Annotated in this window: 17 protein-coding genes; 7 read left to right on the forward strand and 10 right to left on the reverse strand. The window is 67.8% G+C overall.

The window, feature by feature from the left end; translation table 11 throughout:
* Positions 1-58: 58 nt before the first annotated feature.
* The 3 genes from FHU38_RS26355 to FHU38_RS26365 all read left to right on the forward strand — a co-directional run bounded on the left by FHU38_RS26355 (position 59) and on the right by FHU38_RS26365 (position 4,249).
* Positions 59-2,548, forward strand: coding sequence for an MFS transporter (locus FHU38_RS26355; RefSeq protein WP_390623350.1), 2,490 nt, complete (start codon positions 59-61; stop codon positions 2,546-2,548).
* On the forward strand, positions 2,548-3,369 hold the full coding sequence (locus FHU38_RS26360) for a YceI family protein (protein WP_167177529.1): 822 nt from the start codon (positions 2,548-2,550) through the stop codon (positions 3,367-3,369). The genes FHU38_RS26355 and FHU38_RS26360 overlap by 1 nt, the downstream gene beginning before the upstream one ends.
* 208 nt (positions 3,370-3,577) lie before the next feature.
* Positions 3,578-4,249 (forward strand): DedA family protein, encoded by a 672-nt coding sequence (locus FHU38_RS26365; protein WP_313886915.1) that lies wholly within the window; start codon positions 3,578-3,580, stop codon positions 4,247-4,249.
* Between the two features lie 4 nt (positions 4,250-4,253).
* Here FHU38_RS26365 and FHU38_RS26370 read toward each other — a convergent pair whose 3' ends face one another.
* From FHU38_RS26370 to FHU38_RS26380, 3 genes are all read right to left on the reverse strand, one after another.
* Positions 4,254-4,664 carry a VOC family protein gene (locus FHU38_RS26370; RefSeq protein WP_167177531.1) on the reverse strand — a complete coding sequence of 137 codons (411 nt, stop codon included), beginning with the start codon at positions 4,662-4,664 and terminating at the stop codon, positions 4,254-4,256.
* Positions 4,665-5,005: 341 nt separating this feature from the next.
* Complete coding sequence (locus FHU38_RS26375) at positions 5,006-5,641, reverse strand: nucleoside/nucleotide kinase family protein (protein WP_167177533.1); 636 nt, start codon at positions 5,639-5,641, stop codon at positions 5,006-5,008.
* Entirely contained in the window at positions 5,638-6,474 is an 837-nt protein-coding gene (locus tag FHU38_RS26380) for a PfkB family carbohydrate kinase (protein WP_167177535.1), read from the reverse strand. Before FHU38_RS26380 ends, FHU38_RS26375 begins: the two co-directional genes overlap by 4 nt.
* A gap of 135 nt (positions 6,475-6,609) precedes the next feature.
* On the opposite strand from FHU38_RS26380, the gene FHU38_RS26385 reads away from it, so the two are divergent.
* Together FHU38_RS26385 and FHU38_RS26390 are read left to right on the forward strand one after the other, a co-directional pair.
* On the forward strand, positions 6,610-7,647 hold the full coding sequence (locus FHU38_RS26385; protein ID WP_167177537.1) for a LacI family DNA-binding transcriptional regulator: 1,038 nt from the start codon (positions 6,610-6,612) through the stop codon (positions 7,645-7,647).
* Between the two features lie 67 nt (positions 7,648-7,714).
* Complete coding sequence (locus FHU38_RS26390) at positions 7,715-9,868, forward strand: molybdopterin-dependent oxidoreductase (protein ID WP_167177539.1); 2,154 nt, start codon at positions 7,715-7,717, stop codon at positions 9,866-9,868.
* On the opposite strand, the gene FHU38_RS26395 is transcribed toward FHU38_RS26390, so the two are convergent.
* From FHU38_RS26395 to FHU38_RS26415, 5 genes are all read right to left on the reverse strand, one after another.
* A complete protein-coding gene (locus FHU38_RS26395; protein WP_167177541.1) occupies positions 9,865-10,521 on the reverse strand; it encodes a TrmH family RNA methyltransferase in 657 nt (218 codons plus the stop codon). The two genes, FHU38_RS26390 and FHU38_RS26395, sit on opposite strands and share 4 nt — an antisense overlap.
* Positions 10,522-10,525: 4 nt before the next feature.
* Entirely contained in the window at positions 10,526-10,933 is a 408-nt protein-coding gene (locus FHU38_RS26400; protein ID WP_167177543.1) for a DUF2784 domain-containing protein, read from the reverse strand.
* A gap of 319 nt (positions 10,934-11,252) precedes the next feature.
* Positions 11,253-11,666, reverse strand: coding sequence for a hypothetical protein (locus FHU38_RS26405; RefSeq protein WP_167177545.1), 414 nt, complete (start codon positions 11,664-11,666; stop codon positions 11,253-11,255).
* Positions 11,667-11,896: 230 nt separating this feature from the next.
* Complete coding sequence (gene pyrE / locus FHU38_RS26410) at positions 11,897-12,460, reverse strand: orotate phosphoribosyltransferase (RefSeq protein ID WP_313886923.1); 564 nt, start codon at positions 12,458-12,460, stop codon at positions 11,897-11,899.
* Between the two features lie 27 nt (positions 12,461-12,487).
* Positions 12,488-13,255, reverse strand: coding sequence for an SDR family NAD(P)-dependent oxidoreductase (locus tag FHU38_RS26415; RefSeq protein ID WP_167177548.1), 768 nt, complete (start codon positions 13,253-13,255; stop codon positions 12,488-12,490).
* Between the two features lie 107 nt (positions 13,256-13,362).
* Between FHU38_RS26415 and FHU38_RS26420 the strand changes: the two genes are divergently transcribed.
* The gene (locus tag FHU38_RS26420; protein ID WP_167177550.1) at positions 13,363-13,665 is read left to right on the forward strand and encodes a hypothetical protein; all 303 of its coding nucleotides are present in this window, start codon (positions 13,363-13,365) and stop codon (positions 13,663-13,665) included.
* Between the two features lie 19 nt (positions 13,666-13,684).
* Here the strand turns inward: FHU38_RS26420 and FHU38_RS26425 are convergent, their stop codons facing one another.
* Positions 13,685-14,395, reverse strand: a complete 711-nt coding sequence (locus tag FHU38_RS26425) for a hypothetical protein (RefSeq protein ID WP_313886916.1) — start codon at positions 14,393-14,395, stop codon at positions 13,685-13,687.
* 71 nt (positions 14,396-14,466) lie between these two features.
* Positions 14,467-17,076 carry an ATP-dependent chaperone ClpB gene (gene clpB, locus FHU38_RS26430; RefSeq protein WP_167177555.1) on the reverse strand — a complete coding sequence of 870 codons (2,610 nt, stop codon included), beginning with the start codon at positions 17,074-17,076 and terminating at the stop codon, positions 14,467-14,469.
* Positions 17,077-17,244: 168 nt separating this feature from the next.
* Between clpB and FHU38_RS26435 the strand changes: the two genes are divergently transcribed.
* A complete protein-coding gene (locus FHU38_RS26435) occupies positions 17,245-18,834 on the forward strand; it encodes an alanine/glycine:cation symporter family protein (RefSeq protein WP_167177557.1) in 1,590 nt (529 codons plus the stop codon).
* Positions 18,835-18,928 lie beyond the last annotated feature (94 nt).

Consider the following 18,928-nt stretch of genomic DNA (forward strand, 5'->3'; position numbering starts at 1 on the left):
GGCCGATACCGGTCCCGACCTCACCCACCGCCAGATCGTCGTGATCCTCATCGGCCTGATGACGGGGATGTTCCTGGCCGCGCTGGACCAGACGATCGTCGGCACGGCGATCCGCACGATCGCCGATGACCTCAACGGTCTCAGCCTGCAGGCCTGGATCACCACCGCCTACCTGATCACCGCGACCATCGCGACGCCGATCTACGGCAAGCTGTCCGACATCTACGGCCGCAAGCCGTTCTTCCTGGCCGCGATCTCGATCTTCATGCTCGGGTCGGTCGCGGCGACGTTCGCGCAGAGCATGTACCAACTCGCCGCGTTCCGCGCGGTGCAGGGACTCGGCGCGGGCGGCCTGATGTCGCTGGCGCTGACCATCCTCGGCGACATCGTGCCACCCCGGCGACGGGCCAAGTACCAGGGCTTCTTCCTCGCCGTGTTCGGCACCTCCACCGTGCTCGGCCCCGTGCTGGGCGGCTTCTTCGCTGGCATGGACTCCTTCCTCGACATCGAGGGTTGGCGCTGGGTGTTCCTGATCAACGTGCCGCTCGGCGCGGTGGCGCTGTTCGTAGTGGCCAAGGTGCTCAACGTGCCGCACCAGCGCCACGACCACCGCATCGACTGGTGGGGCGGGCTCGCGCTCGTGATCACCCTGGTGCCGCTGCTGCTGATCGCCGAGCAGGGCAGGGAATGGGGCTGGGACTCCACCCGAGCCGTCGTCTGCTACGGCATCGGCGCCGTAGGGCTCGTGCTGTTCCTGTTCATCGAGCACGTCATGAAGGACCAGGCACTCATCCCGCTGCGGCTGTTCCGCAACCCGACGTTCAGCGTCGCGATCGCGGGAGGTGTGATCGTCGGCGTCGCGATGTTCGGCGCGATCATGCTGATCCCGCAGTACCTGCAGATCGTGCAGGGCTACTCCCCGACGGAGTCCGGCCTGCTGATGCTGCCGTTGATGCTCGGCATCATGTCTGCGTCGGTGCTGTCGGGCCAGCTCACCTCGCGTACCGGCCGGTACAAGATCTTCCCGGTTATCGGCACCGCGCTGATGTCGGCAGGCATGCTGCTGTTCGCGCAGGTCGAGTGGGACACACCCATCTGGCAGTCGATGCTGTTCATGGCCGTCATCGGGCTCGGGCTGGGTGGCTGCATGCAGACCCTGATCATCGCCGTGCAGAACGCGGGCCCGCGAAGGGACATGGGAGTCTCCACGGCGGCGGCGACGTTCTTCCGGCAGATCGGTGGCACGCTCGGCGTCGCGGTGTTCCTTTCGATCCTGTTCAGCACTCTGACCGACAACATCGCAAGCGCCTTCCGAGCAGCGGGCGTTTCACCCGCCGCGATGAACTCCGTGGGCGGCGACATCATGCAGGACTCCTCGTTCCTGCAGCAGTTGCCGATCGAGCAGGCACGCCCGTTCTTCATCGGGTTCACCGAGTCGATCAACACGGTGTTCTACGTCGGCGCGGGCGTCGCGGCGGTCGCGTTCCTCGTGCTGCTGTTCATGCGAGAGATCCCACTCGCCGACAGCGTCGGCAAGCCCGCTCCCACCGACACGAAGGCACCGGCGGGCGGGACGGGTGATGCCGAGCCTGCTGACCTCGTCGACGCGGCTGACGAAGGCGACCCCGACCGGACGAGGGAACCGGAACTGGTCACGGCGGGCAGGCACGCCCTGCCACAGCGGAACGGGCAGGTGGAGTTGCGCGCCGACGCGGTGCCAACGGCAGGGATAGGTGGCAACGGCTCGGCTGAGGAGCCCGTTCGGGCATGCGTGACCGGCCACATCCGCCGAACGGACGGCACCCCCGTGGAAGGCGCCACGCTGACCTTGATCGACCAGGTCGGCAGGCAGGTTGCCCGCGCCACCGGCCGACCGGACGGCGGCTACGCGATCACCGCGCCTGGCAGCGGTGGTTACGTGCTGATCGTGGCGGCGGGAGGCCACCAGCCGCAGGCGTCGAGCCTCGTGGTGGGAGAAGCGGCCACCCGACTGGACCTCACGCTGACGGGTTCCGGAGAGGTGTCAGGGCAGGTGCGAGCCGCGGGCGAGGGCACCGCGCTGCCGAACGTCACCGTCACGCTGGCGGACGCGCGCGGCGAGGTGACCGGCGCGTGCGTCACCGGCAGCGACGGCGGCTACGCCTTCCACGGCGTCGGAGCGGGGGCCCACACGCTCGTGGCCAGTGGGCCACGACTGCGGCCCACCGCGGTCATGCTCACCGTTCCCGACAGCGGTGAAATCAGGCACGACCTCGAACTGGAGCGGGCAACGCAGCTGAAGGGCACCGCGCGCACCGACGACGACCGGGTGGTCCCTGACGCCCGCATCACCGTGCTGGACATCGACGGCAACGTCGCCGCGGTGGCCAGGACGGACGAGTCGGGGCGGTACCTGGTCGGCGACCTGCCTGAGGGCGACTACACCGTGGTTGCCAGCGGCTACCCGCCCGCCACCAGCAAGGTGACGGTGTCCGGCGAACAGGCGGAGCACGACGTTCGGCTGGGCTACGAGCAGACGATCGACGACCTCGCGGGAGACGGTCGCTGATGCGCGGATTGTCCGGCTCGGTTCGCTCCGCCGACGGCTTCCCGGTGGGGCATGCGGTGCTCACGGTCACCGATCAGCAAGGCCTGCAGGTCGCGCGCGCCGAAGCCGACGAATCCGGCCGCGTGAGGACCGACCCGTTGCCGAAGGGCAGCTACACCACGGTGGTGACGGCGGCGGGCTACCTGCCCATCGCCCGCACCGCCCAGGTGGCGCACGACGGCACCGGCTCGATCGGTGAGGTGGCACTTGCCGAGGAGGAGGCGGGTGTCGAACTGCCTCCCGCAGGCCCGTGGACCATCGATCCCGCGCATTCCTCGCCGATCGTCACCGCTCGCCACCTCGGTATCGCCAGCGTCAAGGCACGCTTCACCGAGCTTTCCGGGCGCATCCACGTGGCGCGGCCGGTGGAGCGCTCGTCTGTGCGGGCACACATCGAAGCGGCCGCGATCGACACCGGCAACAAGATGCGCGACGACCATCTGCGTTCGCCGGACTTCCTCGACGTCGCGGCATACCCGTCGATCGAGTTCGTCAGCACCGGGCTCACCAGGCGCGGCTCCCGTACGTGGCTGCTGGGCGGTGAGTTGACCCTGCACGGTCAGTGTCGTGAGGTGGACCTCGAACTGCGATACGGCGGCTACGGCCCCGACCCTTGGGGTGGCAGCCGAGCGGCCTTCCATGCCGAGACCCAGCTTCGGCGCGACGATTTCGCGATCAACTACAACGCGATGGGGCGGGCGGGTGTCGCCGCAGTCGGGACGACCGTGGAGGTGGAGCTGGACATCGAAGCCGTTCGGGGCGAGCGACTGCCAGAGTACTAGGCGCGCCTTCGCGCGGCGCGCAACAGCAGGGCCGCGATGACGAATGCGGCGATGAATACGACGGTCGTCAGGATTTCGGGCATGTCGAACACCGATTCGTTCCGTAGGCAATACGCAGCGTGTGCAGTTGGTCCCGGAATCGTAGCGCTGGTCATCGTTTCCGGTCGGGGCCGGGACGCGAGCTCGGACGGGCACGTACGCTGCCGACGTGAATGTTGTGCACGCCGAAGCCGCGAGCGTGGGAATGGACTGGCTCGCCACGGCCGGGCCCTTGCTCGTCTGGGTGATCGTGCTCAGCTTCGTGTTCGTCGAATGCGCGCTGATCATCGGACTTTTCCTGCCGGGCGACTCGTTACTTTTCGGTGCCGGCGTGGTGCTGGCCCAGCACGGAGCCGACACGCATGCCTGGGGCCTTTCCGCAGCCGCACTCGTGATCGCCGTGGTGGGTAACCAGGTCGGGTACTACGTCGGCAGGCAGACCGGAACCCGGTTCGTTGCCCGGCGAGGCGGCAAGGTGCTCAACCAGCACAACCTGAACCGTGCGCGTGCCTTCCTCAACCGCAGAGGTTTCCTCGCGATCGTCGCGGCACGCTGGATTCCGTGGGTCCGCACTCTCGCCCCGCTGATCGCCGGAGCCGCCGGGATGAACTCACGCCGGTTCATGCTGGCCACCACGGTGGGCGCGGTGCTGTGGGTGCCCACGCTCGTGCTCATCGGCTACTACGGTGCGGGCCTGCTGGACGTGCTGCCCTGGCTGAAGACCACGTTGGTATGGGCGAGTGTGGTGCTTTTCCTGGTGGGCACGGTGTACGGCATCTGGCGGTACCGCCAGGAGATGCGGCGCCCGATCGAGAGCGACCCGGAAGCGGCTCGCGCCTGAAGCCTCATTCGGGGTCGGCCCAGACCTCCAACTGGATGCCGTCCGGGTCACGGAAGGCGACCAACGCACATCCCGGTGAGGTGCGCGAAGGTTCGGCTGGGGTGAAGGTGACGCCGTAGTCGGCGAGGCGCCGCTCCCACGCGGCCAGGTCGGCGCGGGAGGCAACCCGGAACGCGACATGGTCGAGCCCGGTATGCCGTTCGTCGAACGGCGGGCGTGCGGCATGGGTGTGCTGCACCAGCATCACGGCGAAGCCCTCACCCGGAGGGGACAACACCACCTTGCGCAACCCCAGTTCGGGGTCCTCGCGGCGGGTGACCTCCTCGAGGCCGAGCACCCGGACATACCAGGGCACGCTGCGGTCGATGTCGGTCACCGTGAGGGCGAGGTGATGCATGCCAGCGAGCTTGGACATGCCAAGCGGTCCTTCCAGTGCCCTGTGTGTCGAGCGACCGGCGCGGTCTTGTGGACGTTCGCCCGGCGCCCCTCGATCCATTCTGGGTTGCCCACGCACGGCCACGCGAATCCGGCCGGTGCAATGACGGCCGTAATGGAACAGCTCCGTGACCCTTCCGTACCGAGCCGCAGCAGCCCCGGGTTCGGTTACGACACAACGCGATCAGCACTGGCAACCCCCACCGCTCCCTGGGGGGCGGCCCCAGCTCAGCCTAGCCGTCCCCCTTGGTGAACCGGGTGTACACAGCAGATCTGTGGATAACTCCTAGTTGTCCCCAGCAGCTGTGGATAACTCCGGCGTCAGACGGCGAAGTACGGCAGCTCCATGTCGCGCACCACGAGGTCGGCGCGCCGCGCACTCGGCGCGATCAGGTCGGCGTTGCGCTGATCGGAACCACGCGCTCGCTGCTGCGCCTCCACCAGCGAGCGCCCGAATTTGCGATGCCGCGTCACCAGCCGCTCCACCCGGTCGTCCTCGTCGGGCGCGAGAAACCACACCTCGTCGAGCAGCGAACGCAGCTCGTTCCATGGCTCGGTGTCGAGCAACAGATAGTTGCCTTCCGTCAGCACCAACCGCACGCTCGGCGGAACCGGAACGGCGCAGGCGATCGGCTCCTCGATCTCCCGCCGGAACTCGGGCGCGTAGACCAGTTCCTTGCCCTCGGCCAGCCTGCGGATCAGGTGCACGTACCCATACGCGTCGAAGGTGTCGGGCGCGCCCTTGCGGTCTGCCCTCCCCAGCCGGTTCAGCTCCGCCTGCGCCAGATGAAAGCCGTCCATTCCCACCACGGCGGCACTGGAGCCCAGCGTGTCGGCCAACCGCCACGCCAGCGTCGTTTTCCCTGACGCCGGTGGGCCCGCGATACCGAGCACCGCGCGCTCACCCCCGTTGACAAGAGCCTGTGCCCTGATCAACAGCTCGTCGAACGTCGTCATATCACTCCCATCTTCGCCTTGACCGGGCCGAGCCAGCTCCTCGGCCCGGCATGCCGCACCCGCTCGGCGGCCACCGCGTTCGCGAACTCGATCAGTCGCGGGATACCGAGCTCTCCCACCTTGGTCAGCAGGGCACCGTGCCACACATCGCCCGCGCCAAGGGTGTCGCGCGCGGCCACGACCGGCACCGCGACCTCACCCGACTCCCCGCCGCTGGACCACCTCACCGGATCGGCACCCGACGTGGTGATCACCGTGGGAACACCGCGCAACGCTCCAGCCGGTGCGCGGAACTGCGCGGAGCACGCCACGATGTCGGCGAGCGGCAGCAGTTCGCTGAACACCGGCTTCCAGCTTCCCGCGTCGACTACTACAGGGCGACCCAACCGTCGCCCCCAGCGCGCCGCCGCCAACGCGAGTTCGGGATGGTGGCCGTCGACGAGCACGGCTTCCACATCGGGAGGCAGCCGCGGCGCGGTTGCCTCGGGCACCGCTGCGGCGTTGTGTGACACCACCGTCCGCTCGCCATCGCGTTCACGCACCGCCACCGCGCTCACCGGGGGTGGGTCCGGATGCCAGGCGAGCGCATCGCTCACCGCGACGTCGCATTCTCGAAGATCGGCCCTGGCCAACTCGGCAAGCGGATGACTACCCAGAACCGTCAGCAGCACCGCCCTCCCGCCGAGCGCGGCTACGGTCACGGCCGCATTGGTCGCCGGTCCACCCGCGGCTACCGACACCGACGTCGACTGCACCTTCTGCCCCGGCGCGGGAAGTTCCTCCACCCGCTGCACGATGTCGACGGTGCAGAGGCCGGCCAGCAGCACGGTCACGACACCGGACCTCCTCGACAGCGAGCGGTTGCGGCCACCTACCAGAGATGTCTGGACAGTAGGCAGTGGTTATGCTGTCCCGCAAGCGTTTGCGCAAACGGTTGCCGGAGTCCTTGCCGACTGGGAGGAACGCACATGCCGCCGCCGAGGTCACAGCGGCCGACCCAGCGCGACATCGCCGAACTGGCCGGTGTCTCGATCACAACCGTCTCTCACGTCGTCAACGGCACCCGCGCCGTCGCGCCGGAAACCCGAGCCGCCATCCTCGACGCGATCGAAAGCACCGGCTACACCGGCGACGTCATCGCCCGCTCGCTCGTCACCGGCGGAACCCGCACCATCGGCGTCGCCATATCGCTGCTGGCCAACCCGTACTTCGCGGTGCTCATGCAGACGATCGAGCGCGAGGCCGCCGCCGCAGGCTACACGGTGCTGCTTTCCGACACACACGACACCGTGGACACCGAACAGGACATCGTGCGCGCACTGCGGGCCCGGCGCGTGGAAGGGCTGCTGCTGACCCCCGTGCCCGGTGACGGCCGAGTGATCAGCGAACTGGTGTCACTGGGCACGCCGACCGTACTGGTTGACCGGCTGACCACCCGTAGCGACATCGACCAGGTCGGCACCGAGAACATCCACGCCACCTCGGCACTCACCGAGCATCTGGCTGGCCACGGCCACCGCCGCATCGGGCTTGTCAGCGGTACACCCGGTCTGGCGACCAGCGAGGAACGCGTGCTCGGCTACCGCCTCGGTCTCGGCAGAGCAGGGCTGCCGTGGAACCCCGACCTGGTCGCGTGCGGCCACTCCGAACGTGAGCGCGGAGCCCGTGCCCTCGCCGAACTGCTCGACAAGCCACAACCGGTGACCGCCGTGGTCGTCGCCAACGACGCGATGATGGTCGGCGTGTTGCAGGAGGCACGCAGGCGGGGAGTGCGCATCGGCGAGGAGCTCGCTGTGGTCGGCTACGACGACACCGAGTGGGCGGATTTGGTGCAACCGCCGCTCACCACCATGGCGCAGCCGGTCCCCGAGATCGGCACGCAGGCGGTACGCATGCTGCTCGCCAGGATCGCCGACCCCGACCGGCGACCGGAAACCGTGCGGCTGTCTCCCACGCTGCGGCGCAGGCAATCCTGCGGCTGCCAACCCGTACTGCCTCAGCCATAGTTGACACAGCGACACAGCCCTCTTCTGACCCCTCCCCGTGCGGCCATTCGTGTACCACGATGGGGTCATGGAAACGGCGCACATCACCTGTCCACTGTGCGAGGCGACCTGCGGGTTGACGGTGACGTTCGACAACGACACGGTCACCGACGTCCGCGGCGATGCCGATGACGTGTTCTCCCACGGCTACATCTGCCCCAAGGGCGCTTCCCTCGGCGCGCTGCACCACGATCCCGACCGGCTGCGAACCCCGCTGGTGAAGCGAGTTGGCAGGTTCACCGAGGTGAGCTGGGACGAGGCGTTCGCCGAGATCGACGCGCGCCTGCCCGCACTGCTGAGCGAGTACGGCCGCGACGCGGTCGCGGTGTATGCGGGCAACCCCTCTGTGCACAACGTTTCCTCCGCCCTCTACAGCCGGGTCCTGTTCAAGGCCATCGGCACAAGGAACGTCTACACCGCCAGCACGGTGGACCAGATGCCCAAGCACTTCTCCTGTGGCTATCTGTTCGGCGACCCGTTCTCCATCCCCGTTCCCGACCTCGACCGCACCCAGCACCTGCTGATCCTTGGCGCGAACCCGCTGGTGTCCAACGGCAGCCTGATGACGGCCGCCGACGTGCGCGGCAGGCTGCGGGCGATCCAGCGACGCGGCGGCAAGATCGTGGTCGTCGACCCGTGCCGTACCCGCACGGCCCGGCTCGCCGACGAACACCACCGGATCCGGCCCGGCACCGACGCGGCACTGCTGTTCGCTCTCGTCCACGTGCTCTTCGCCGAGAACCTGGTACGGCTGGGCAGCCTCGAAGGACACGTCAACGGGCTGGAACGGCTCCGTGAACTCGCCGAACCGTTCACCCCGGAAGTGGTCGCACCACTGTCCGGCATTGACGCAGGCGCCATCCGGGGTATGGCGCGGAAATTGGCCCGCGCCGACCGCGCAGCCGTCTACGGCCGGATCGGTACCACCGCGCAGGCCTTCGGCACCCTCACCAGTTGGCTGGTCGACGTGCTGAACGTGCTCACAGGGAACCTCGACACCGAGGGCGGCGCCATGTTCCCGCTCGCGGCGGCGGGCCAGGTGAACAGCAGCGGTGGCAGGAGCAAACCGTTCACCGCCGGGCGCTGGCGGTCCCGGGTCCGCGGATACCCGGAGGTGTTCGGCGAGCTGCCCATAGCCGCCCTTGCCGAGGAGATCACCACCCCCGGTGACGGCCAGATCCGCGCGCTCCTCACCGTCGCGGGCAACCCTTGTCTCAGCGGCCCCAACGCCGCGAAGCTCTCCGCAGCGCTGGCAGAGCTGGACTTCATGGTCAGCGTGGACGTCTACGTCAACGAGACCACCCGGCACGCCGACGTCATCCTTCCTGGCCCGAGCCCGCTGATGCGCCCGCACTACGACGTCGCCCTTTACCAGCTCGCCGTCCGCAACATCGCGAACTGGACCTCGCCCGCGCTGCCCAGTGACCAGCCGCAGGAGTGGCAGACGCTGCTGCGGCTCACCGGCATCGTGACCGGGCAGGGCCCCGACGCCGACATCGAGGCGCTGGACGAACTGCTCGCCGCCGACACCGCTCGAAGGGCAGGCCTCGACCCCGCGGTCGCGGGCGAGCGCAAGGGCCCCGAACGGCTGCTCGATCTGATGCTGCGAGCCGGCCCGTACGAGCTGACCCTCGCCGATCTGGAAGCGGCCCCGCACGGCGTGGATCTCGGGCCACTGCGGCCACGCCTGCCGGACATCCTGTGCACCGCGAGCAAGAAGATCGAACTCGCCGCCGAGCCGATCGTCTCCGACGTCGGCAGGCTCGTGGCCGAACTCCACAAGCAGCCAGACGGCAGGCTGGTGCTCATCGGCAGGCGGCAGCTGCACTCCAACAACTCGTGGATGCACAACCTGCAGCCACTGGTTCGCGGCAGCAATCGGTGCACCGCGCAGCTCCATCCCGACGACGCGCGGCGCCTCGGTCTCACCGAAGGCGGCGCCGCCACGTTCGCCACCCGCACCGGCAAGGTCTCGGCCACGGTCGAGCTCACCGAGGACGTCCGACCCGGCGTGGTCAGCATCCCGCACGGCTGGGGACACGACGTGGAGGGACTGCGCACCGCCGTGGCGACCGCCCACGCGGGCGTGAACTCCAACCTGCTTTCCGACGACCAGCTACTTGACGTGCTTTCCGGTACCGCGGCACTCAACGGCATCCCGGTGGACGTCACACCCGGTTAGGGACGCCATGCCGCCGCTAGATCGGCGTGCTGGCGGACCCAGGTGTGCATCACGATGCCGGAGGCCACGCCCGCGTTGATCGACCGGGTGCTGCCGAACTGGGCGATCGACACCACCAGCGTGGCCGCACGCTGCGCGTCCGGGGAAAGGCCGGGCCCCTCCTGGCCGAACAGCAGCACGCACTCCCTCGGCAACGCGGCCGTCTCCACGGGTTCGGCGCCGGGCATGTTGTCGACACCCACGATCGGCAGGCCCTCCCTTGCCGCGAACTCGGCGAGCCCGGCGACCGAGTCGTGGTGGCGCAGATGTTGGTATCGGTCGGTGACCATCGCGCCGCGCCTGTTCCAGCGTCGCCTGCCCACGATGTGCACGGCCGCCGCGGCGAACGCGTTGGCAGTGCGCACCACGGTCCCGATGTTGTGGTCGTGCTTGAAGTTCTCGATCGCGACGTGGAACGGGTGCCTGCGCGCGTCGATGTCCGCGACGATCGCCTCCCGCCGCCAGTACCGGTAGGCATCCACGACGTTGCGGCGGTCACCGTGGGCCAGCAGCTCCGGGTCGTACCTGCCGTCGCCGGGCCACGGACCCTGCCACGGGCCGACACCCACCTCGTCGGGTGTCTGCCACTCCGTGGGTCCCACCGCTTCGATCACGACCTCATTGTCGCTCAGTGCATACCGTGCCCGTGGCCAGGGACGTCGCCAGGTGCTTGCGGCCACGCCAGTGCAGGTAGGCCCCGACGTAGGAGAACAGCACGAGAGCCAACGCGCCGAAGCCCACCACGGGCAGCAGTTCGCGAGGAAACACCGTGTCGTAAATGTAGTACTCGTTGAACCCGCCAGGCAGCGGCCCGAGACCGCGCTCAGCGCGCAGGTAGTCCTCAAGCACGGTCAGCGGGCACGGCAGCGGCAACACGTTCACCGCAAGGCCCCAGACAGCGAACAGAACGTGCACCAAGATCGTTTTCGGCCACACCCAGGCGAGGAATCCACCCAGCCCGATATAAAGCAGTGCGAGAAAGTGAACCCCTGTCGTGAGCGCCGTGAGCGCGGTCAGCCCCAGCATCGCCCCACCTGCCCCTCGTGTCCCCCTGATCAGGGACAACGTTACTCCGAAACGGTGGCGAAGTCGTCGACAAAATGCTCTGTTGACGACCCCGCGACCAGGGGTAGGGGTTGCGATACCGGCGCTGGATCGCGAAGGAATACCGGTTGGCTAACAACCTGGGCTCAGCAACCCAGCGCACTGAATCCGAAGAATCCAGCAGCAATCACGGAACGCTGGGCAACCGGGGGATCCCGCCGCCGCTTCACTCGAAGCAAGGATGCCCTGTCGCAGGCGATCAAGACCGCTCACCGGCCCAGCCCCGGCAACTGAGCCTCGACTACGCGAGCGTGCAGTCCCAGGCGTCATATGCCCAACTGGTTCCTGCTCCGTACTCGCCGATACCGACCTGAATGCAAACGCGAGTGCCTTCTGGATAGCTGAAATTCCAGGATATCGCCTCATTGGAGCCCCGAGGATTCCAGAGCATGAAATCCCAGTCGTCACCCGGTTCAAGGGGCGCCACATCGACCTTCATAACCGCGGAATGACCGTCGGGACAGCGGTCCATGAGATGGAACCATTCTCCGTAACTCTCGAAGCGACCCCACGCACAATAGTCCGTCGACATTTCGTAGGCGTCGGCGTAGGCCGGTGTGGCGGACGCCCCGACTACCGCCGTGGTAGCCACCACGACCGGCAGCACTCGCCGAGCCCAGCGCTTTCCTCGATGCGACTTCTTGAACGCAGTCATACCCACCCTTCAATTCGACCGATCTCGGTACTTCCCGGACGGCCGAAAATAGCGTTCGCCGCTGCCGCATCATTGACATCGAACGGACCAACGTCGCCCTCACTCATAGCGTCAGGTCCAGGGGGATAACCCGGCCCGCGCTTCTCGAGTACGGCTTGGGTCCGGTAAAAACCTGGAAGAACGCTCGTCTCCGACGCGAGCCTTCACGGCACACCAGGCGTCGAACTGGATCAGGACAACCCCAGATCGTTCAGATCGAGCAGGTAACGGTAGGGCAGGCCTTCCTTTTCGATGGCCTCGCGGGCGCCGGTATCACGGTCCACCACCGTGGCCACGCCCACCACGGTGGCTCCGGCCTCCCGCAGCGCCGCCACGGCGGTGAGCACACTGCCGCCGGTGGTGGAGGTGTCCTCCACGGCGAGCACCCGCTGCCCCGCCACCTCCATGCCCTCGATCCGCCGCTGCATGCCGTGCTCCTTCATCGACTTGCGCACCACGAAGGCGTCGAGCACGACACCGTCGGCGGCGGCGGAGTGCAGCATGGCCGTCGCCACCGGGTCGGCGCCCAGTGTCAGCCCGCCGACGGCCACGTAATCCCAGTCCGAGGTGAGCTGGCGCAACAGCTTCCCGATGAGCGGGGCAGCCGCATGGTGCAACGTGGCCCTGCGCAGGTCGATGTAGTAGTCAGCTTCCTTACCGGAGGCCAACTTCACCTTGCCGTGCACCACACACAGCTCATTGACCAGTCTCGCAAGTTCGATCTTCGCCGGTTGTTCAACGGAAGGGTTCGCCACGAGCAGCAAGTCTGACACGCGGCGCCGTCACGTCCGGTCCCGACCCGCGAACCGGCCACCGAGCCGCCGCACCAGCTCACGTGGCAACAGCCTGCCTATCGCGGCCACCAGCTTGTAGCGCCTGCTCGGGACCGAGATCACTCTGCCTCGGCGCAGGTCCGCGAGCGCTTCGTCCACCACCCGCTCCGCGCTGAGCCAAAACGCCGCCGGTCCCGACTTCTCCAACCCAGCACGGTCGTGGAACTCGGTGTGGGTGAAACCGGGACACAGCGCCAGTACCCGGACCCCGGAACCCCGCAACGCCGAAGCGAGCCCGTCGGAAAACGACGTCACCCAGGCTTTGCTGGCCGTGTAGGTCGAGCCGCGACCAGAGAAGAAGCCCGCGACGCTGGACACGTTCACGATGTCGCCGCTGCCGCGCTCCAGCATGGCGGGCAGCGCGGCCCTCGTCAGTCGCAGCACCGCGGTCACGTTCACGTCGAGCTGACGCTGCAACTGTTCCGGCGAGGCGGTCCAGAACTCACCCGCAAGGCCGAGCCCCGCGTTGTTGACAAGCAGCTCCACCGGCCGCTGTTCGAGCAGTCGCTCCGCGGCGTCGCGGCCCTGCGTGGTGGCGAGGTCGGCGGGCAGCGGCTCCACCGAAATCCCGTGGCGGCGCGACAGCTCCTGCGCGCGTTCCCGCAGCCGTGCCTCGTCGCGCGCGACCAGCACGAGGTCGTAGCCCTCCGACGCCAACCTGGTCGCGAACGTCGCGCCGATTCCCGAGGTCGCTCCGGTGATCAGTGCAAGTGACATCGGGCCAAAGTACCGGCCCTCACTCGCACCGTCGTGGTGACAGGCAGTATCTTCCAGTAGCCATTAGGAGTACCGGCGAGCCTCACCCGATCGAGGAATGAACTCCAGTGGAGAACGGTGCCATCGACTACCTGTCGTTCGTTCGTGGCTACATAGCCGCCACGGACCACGGCGGCTATGCCCTGCCCGAGGAACCGGACGGTGACACCGACGCCGAGGCCTTCGCGGCGGGGTACGCCGCGGGCCGCGGGCCGGTGGAGTACGTCATGGACTACCGGGAGCTTTCCGTGGCCGAGCACGGGCGGTTCTCCGGCACGCTCGATCTGCCGCCGACTCCGCCTGTGCTCAACGGTCGCGAATACCACGACGAGCCGCCACCCGTCCTTTCCGGCACCCTCGACCTGGGCTGAACCGGCTGCGGCCCGCGTTTCAGAAGCCCTGCTCCCGTGCCCGCTCGTCGGTGGTCGCGGCTGCCTCCGGTTCCGCGGTCGCCGCCGAGGTGGCGGAGTCGAACGGGTCCACGATGTCGGCGATCTCGCCGAGGTCGCGCAGCAACCGCTCAAGTCGGGACGGCCCCACATTGGGTGCCACGCTGGCAAGGACCCACTCGTTCTCCAGCCAGGCCACCCCGACATCGCCGCCGAGCGCGTCGGCCGCCGCTACCAGTTCGTCGGTGATGATGGTCCTGGCGGCGGTGAGGTCGTCGGCGAACGCGTAGCGCTGACCGACGGGCCCGAGCAACTCCGGCATCTCCGCCCGCTGGAACGGCACGCTCGCCAGCCACAGTTCGAGCAACACCGGGTGGATGCGGTTGCAGCGTACGGCCACGATCACCGCCGGGATCACGCCGTCGGCCTCGATGTCGAACACGAAGACCGGCCGCCGACCGTCGGAGGTGAACGTAGAGCCCGCGACCACGTTCACCGCCGCCTGCGCGCCGAAGTAGCCGATCGCGCCCCCCGTCCACTGCTGCGGAAGCCGGTCGTCCTCCTCGACGTACTGCCAGCCACGTAGCTGCGCCCAGCGCGCGCGCTCCCTGTTACGCGAGGTCTCCCTCGCCCGGTCGACGCCGAGCAGGACAAGCCCGGCCACCGCGGCAGCGGCGGCGATGACGAACCAGATCCACGCTGGAATACCCACGGCGAACAGGGTATCCCCCACGGCCCGCCGACCAAGATCAGCAGGCCGTGTCGGAGGTACCCGTTCGGCTTTTAGTCCGCCCGCGTCACCACAAGCGAGCCGTCCCCGGTGTCCAGCTCCGGCACATCCACCTTCACGGTGTCGCCGTCGCGGATCTCGCCTGCCAGCAGCTTGCGAGCGAGCTGGTCGCCGATCGCCGACTGGACAAGCCTGCGCAGCGGACGCGCCCCGTAGATCGGGTCGTAACCGTTGAGCGCCAACCATTCCTGCGCGGCCGGTGTGACGTCCAGAGTGAGCCTGCGCTGCGCCAGCCGCTGTCCGAGCCTGCGCACCTGGATGTTCACGATCTGCCCGAGTTGCTCGGTACCGAGTGCGTGGAACACCACGATGTCGTCAAGCCGGTTGAGGAACTCCGGCTTGAAGTGGCGCTGCACGACGCCCATCACGGCTTCCCTGCGCTGCTGCTCGTCGAGCGCGGGATCGGCGATCGCCTGCGAGCCCAGGTTCGACGTGAGCACCAGGATGGTGTTGCGGAAATCGACGGTCCTGCCCTGCCCGTCGGTGAGCCTGCCGTCGTCGAGCACCTGCAACAGTACGTCGAACACGTCCGGGTGGGCCTTCTCGACCTCGTCGAGCAACACCACCGAGTACGGCCGCCTGCGCACCGACTCGGTGAGCTGACCGCCCTGGTCGTAGCCGACGTAGCCGGGGGGAGCGCCGACAAGCCTCGCCACCGAGTGCTTCTCGCTGTACTCGCTCATGTCGATACGCAGCATCGCCCGCTCGTCGTCGAACAGGAACTCGGCAAGCCCCTTGGCCAGCTCCGTCTTGCCGACACCGGTCGGGCCGAGGAACAGGAACGACCCCGTTGGCCGGTCCGGGTCCGCCACGCCCGCGCGTGCCCTGCGCACCGCGTCGGAGACCACCTGCACCGCGTCGGCCTGCCCGACGACACGCTTGGTCAGTTCCTCCTCCATGCGCAGCAACTTGCCGGTCTCGCCTTCGAGCAGCCTGCCCGCGGGGATGCCGGTCCATGCGCTGACAACGTCGGCCACGTCGTCGGCCCCGACCTCCTCCTTGAGCATCACGTCAGGCTTGGCCTCTGTGGCCTCGCTGACCCTGGTGGCGGCCTCCAGTTCCTTCTCGAGCGCGGGGATGCGGCCGTAACGCAGCTCGGCTGCCCTGCCGAGGTCGGCGTCACGCTCGGCCCTGTCCGCCTCGCCCCGCAGTTGCTCGAGTTGTTCCTTCAGCTCACGGACCTTCTCGATGGAGCCCTTCTCGTTCTGCCAGCGTGTGGTGAGCGCCGAAAGCTGTTCACGCCTCTCGGCCAGTTCCGCGCGCAGCGCCTCGAGCCGCTCCCGCGAGGCGGCGTCGTCCTCCTTCGACAGCGCCATCTCCTCGATCTCCATGCGCCGCACGGCTCGCTCCACCTCGTCGATCTCGACAGGGCGTGAGTCGATCTCCATGCGCAGCCTGGACGCGGCCTCGTCGACGAGGTCGATGGCCTTGTCCGGCAGGAACCTGGCCGTGATGTAGCGATCGGAAAGGGTCGCGGCGGCCACCAGTGCGGCGTCGGTGATCCGCACGCCGTGGTGCACCTCGTAGCGTTCCTTGAGCCCGCGCAGGATGCCGACGGTGTCCTCCACGGAGGGCTCACCCACCAGCACCTGCTGGAAGCGACGCTCGAGCGCCGCGTCCTTCTCGATGTGCTTGCGGTACTCGTCGAGGGTGGTGGCGCCAACCATGCGCAACTCGCCGCGAGCGAGCATCGGCTTGATCATGTTGCCCGCGTCCATGGCGCCGCCCTCGCCGGTGGCGCCCGCCCCGACGATGGTGTGCAGCTCGTCGATGAAGGTGACGACCTGGCCCTCGGACTCCTTGATCTCCTTGAGCACGGCCTTCAGCCGTTCCTCGAACTCACCGCGGTACTTCGCGCCCGCGACCATGGAACCAAGGTCGAGCGCGACGACCCGCTTGCCACGAAGTGACTCCGGCACGTCGCCCGCGACGATGCGCTGAGCGAGGCCCTCGACGATCGCCGTCTTGCCTACACCGGGTTCGCCGATCAGCACGGGGTTGTTCTTGGTCCGCCGCGAAAGTACCTGCACCACACGCCGGATCTCGGTGTCCCTGCCGATCACCGGGTCGAGGTCACCTGCCCGTGCCCGTGCGGTGAGGTCGACGCCGTACTTCTCCAGCGCCTGGTACGTGCCCTCCGGATCGGGGTTGGTCACCCTGGCCGACCCGCGCACCTTGGTGAACGCCTCACGCAGCGATTCCGGTGTCGCGCCGTGCTTGTTGAGCAGGCCTGCCACCGGACCACCCTCCGCGGCCAGCCCTACGAGCACGTGCTCGGTCGAGACGTACTCGTCACCGAGTTCGGTGGCGAGCTTCTGCGCATGCGTGAGCGACTTGACCGCGTAGGTGTCGAACTGCGGAGTCGAGACGGTCGCGCCGGTGGCGGACGGCAACCCGGCGGTGATCGGTTCGAGCTCCTTGTGGACCTGCTCAGGGTCGGCCCCGACCGCGGTCAGCAACGGAGCGGCGAGCCCATCGCTCTGCGCGAGCAGGGCGCCGAGCAGGTGAGCGGGCGAGATCTCGGGGTTGCCCGCCATGGTGGCCGCCTGCGCCGCCGAGGAGATCGCCTGCTGGGTTTTCGTGGTCGGGTTGAAAGCGTCCATCCCCTCACCTCATACGGTCAACGAAGTCTGCAACAAGGTCAACGTCAAAAAAGTTGAGTGTGTTCCACTCAAGGAAGAACGATTGTGTGAAGTGGATAGGTAACAACGGGTAACAGATGCCGGTCCCCTCTTGTCATGCACTGCCCCTTTGGGGTCAACTACCGGACCATGTCTGTCATCACCAGCATGGCTACCTCGAGCCCACAGGCCGATTCAGCCACACACGTTCTCGCCGCCGAGGGGGGAACACTCGCCTCGATCGAGGAGTGGATCAACAGCTTCTTCGACCCCGTCACGACGGCGCTGTCCGACTTCGTGTTCGCCGAGTTGACCATCGGGAGCATTTCCTTCCCGTGGATCGTCGCGTGGCTTGTCATCGCGGCGACGGTGTTCACGATCTACTTCGGGTTCATCCAGTTCCGCGGGTTCAAGCTCGCCACCGAGATCGTGCGGGGCAAGTACACCAGGTCCGACGAGCCCGGCGAGATCACACACTTCCAGGCCCTCAGCTCGGCGGTGTCGGGCACGGTTGGCCTCGGCAACATCGCAGGTGTCGGTGTCGCCGTGACCATCGGTGGCGCAGGTGCGACCTTCTGGATGATTCTCGCGGGCCTGCTCGGCATGTGCACCAAGTTCGTCGAGTGCACGCTCGGTGTGAAATACCGCGAGACACACGAGGACGGCACCGTGTCCGGCGGCCCGATGCACTACCTGCGCAAGGGTCTCGCCGAGCGCATCAAGGGAGGCTTCGGGGCGGGCCTTGGCAAGGTGCTCGCCGTGCTCGCCGCGATCATGCTGCTGTTCTTCGCGTTCGCGGGCGGCAACATGTTCCAGGCCAACCAGACGTTCGCGCAGCTGCGTGACGTCACCGGTGGTGAGGACGGCTTCCTCGGTAGTGACGGTGCCGCCTTCGTCTTCGGCGTGTTGCTCGCCATACTCGTCGGCGCCGTGATCATCGGCGGCATCAAGTCGATCGGCGCGGTGACCAGCAGGCTGGTCCCCGCCATGGCCGTGCTTTACATAGCGGCCTGCCTCATCGTCATTCTGGTGAACGTCACCAGCGTTCCCGCGGCCGTCGGTGAGATCATCTCCGGCGCGTTCTCTGCCGAGGGCGTGGTCGGGGGCGCGATCGGCGCGCTGATCGTCGGCTTCCAGCGCTCGGCATTCTCCAATGAAGCGGGCCTTGGCTCGGCCCCGATCGCTCACTCCGCGGTGCGCACGAAGAACCCCGTCACCGAGGGCTACGTCGCCTTGCTGGAGCCGTTCATCGACACGGTCGTGGTCTGCACGATGACGGCGCTGACCATCGTGATCGCGAAGACGCAGTTCTGGGAGAACGCGAAGACCGCCTACGTCGAGACCGGCGAGACCGCCGACGGGGTGACGGTGACCTCGGAGTCGTTCGCCACCGTCCTGCCGTGGTTCCCCTACGTCCTCACGGTCGCGGTCGCGCTCTTCGCGCTGTCCACGATGATCACCTGGGGCTACTACGGGCAGAAGGCCTGGACATTCCTGTTCGGCAAGACCCAGATCAGTGAGCGCGTCTATCAGGTGATCTTCCTGCTGTTCGTCATCGCGGGCTCGGTGCTGACACTGGGCAGCGTGCTCGACTTCGCCGACGCGGTGCTGTTCCTGCTCGCCCTGTTCAACATCATCGGCCTCTACATCCTGGTGCCGGTGGTCAAGCGCGAGGTCCGCGACTTCCGCGAGAAGCGACGCACCGGCGAGGTGCATCGCGTCGACAAGGTCGCCAGCTAACCGCGATATCGCTCGCCGACGAGGCCCGCCCGCCGTCCCGTCACCGTTCGTGATGGGGAGGCGGGCGGGCCTGCATGTATCCGCTGACCGTGAC

The organism is Saccharomonospora amisosensis (assembly GCF_011761185.1).
Classification (GTDB): domain Bacteria; phylum Actinomycetota; class Actinomycetes; order Mycobacteriales; family Pseudonocardiaceae; genus Saccharomonospora_A; species Saccharomonospora_A amisosensis.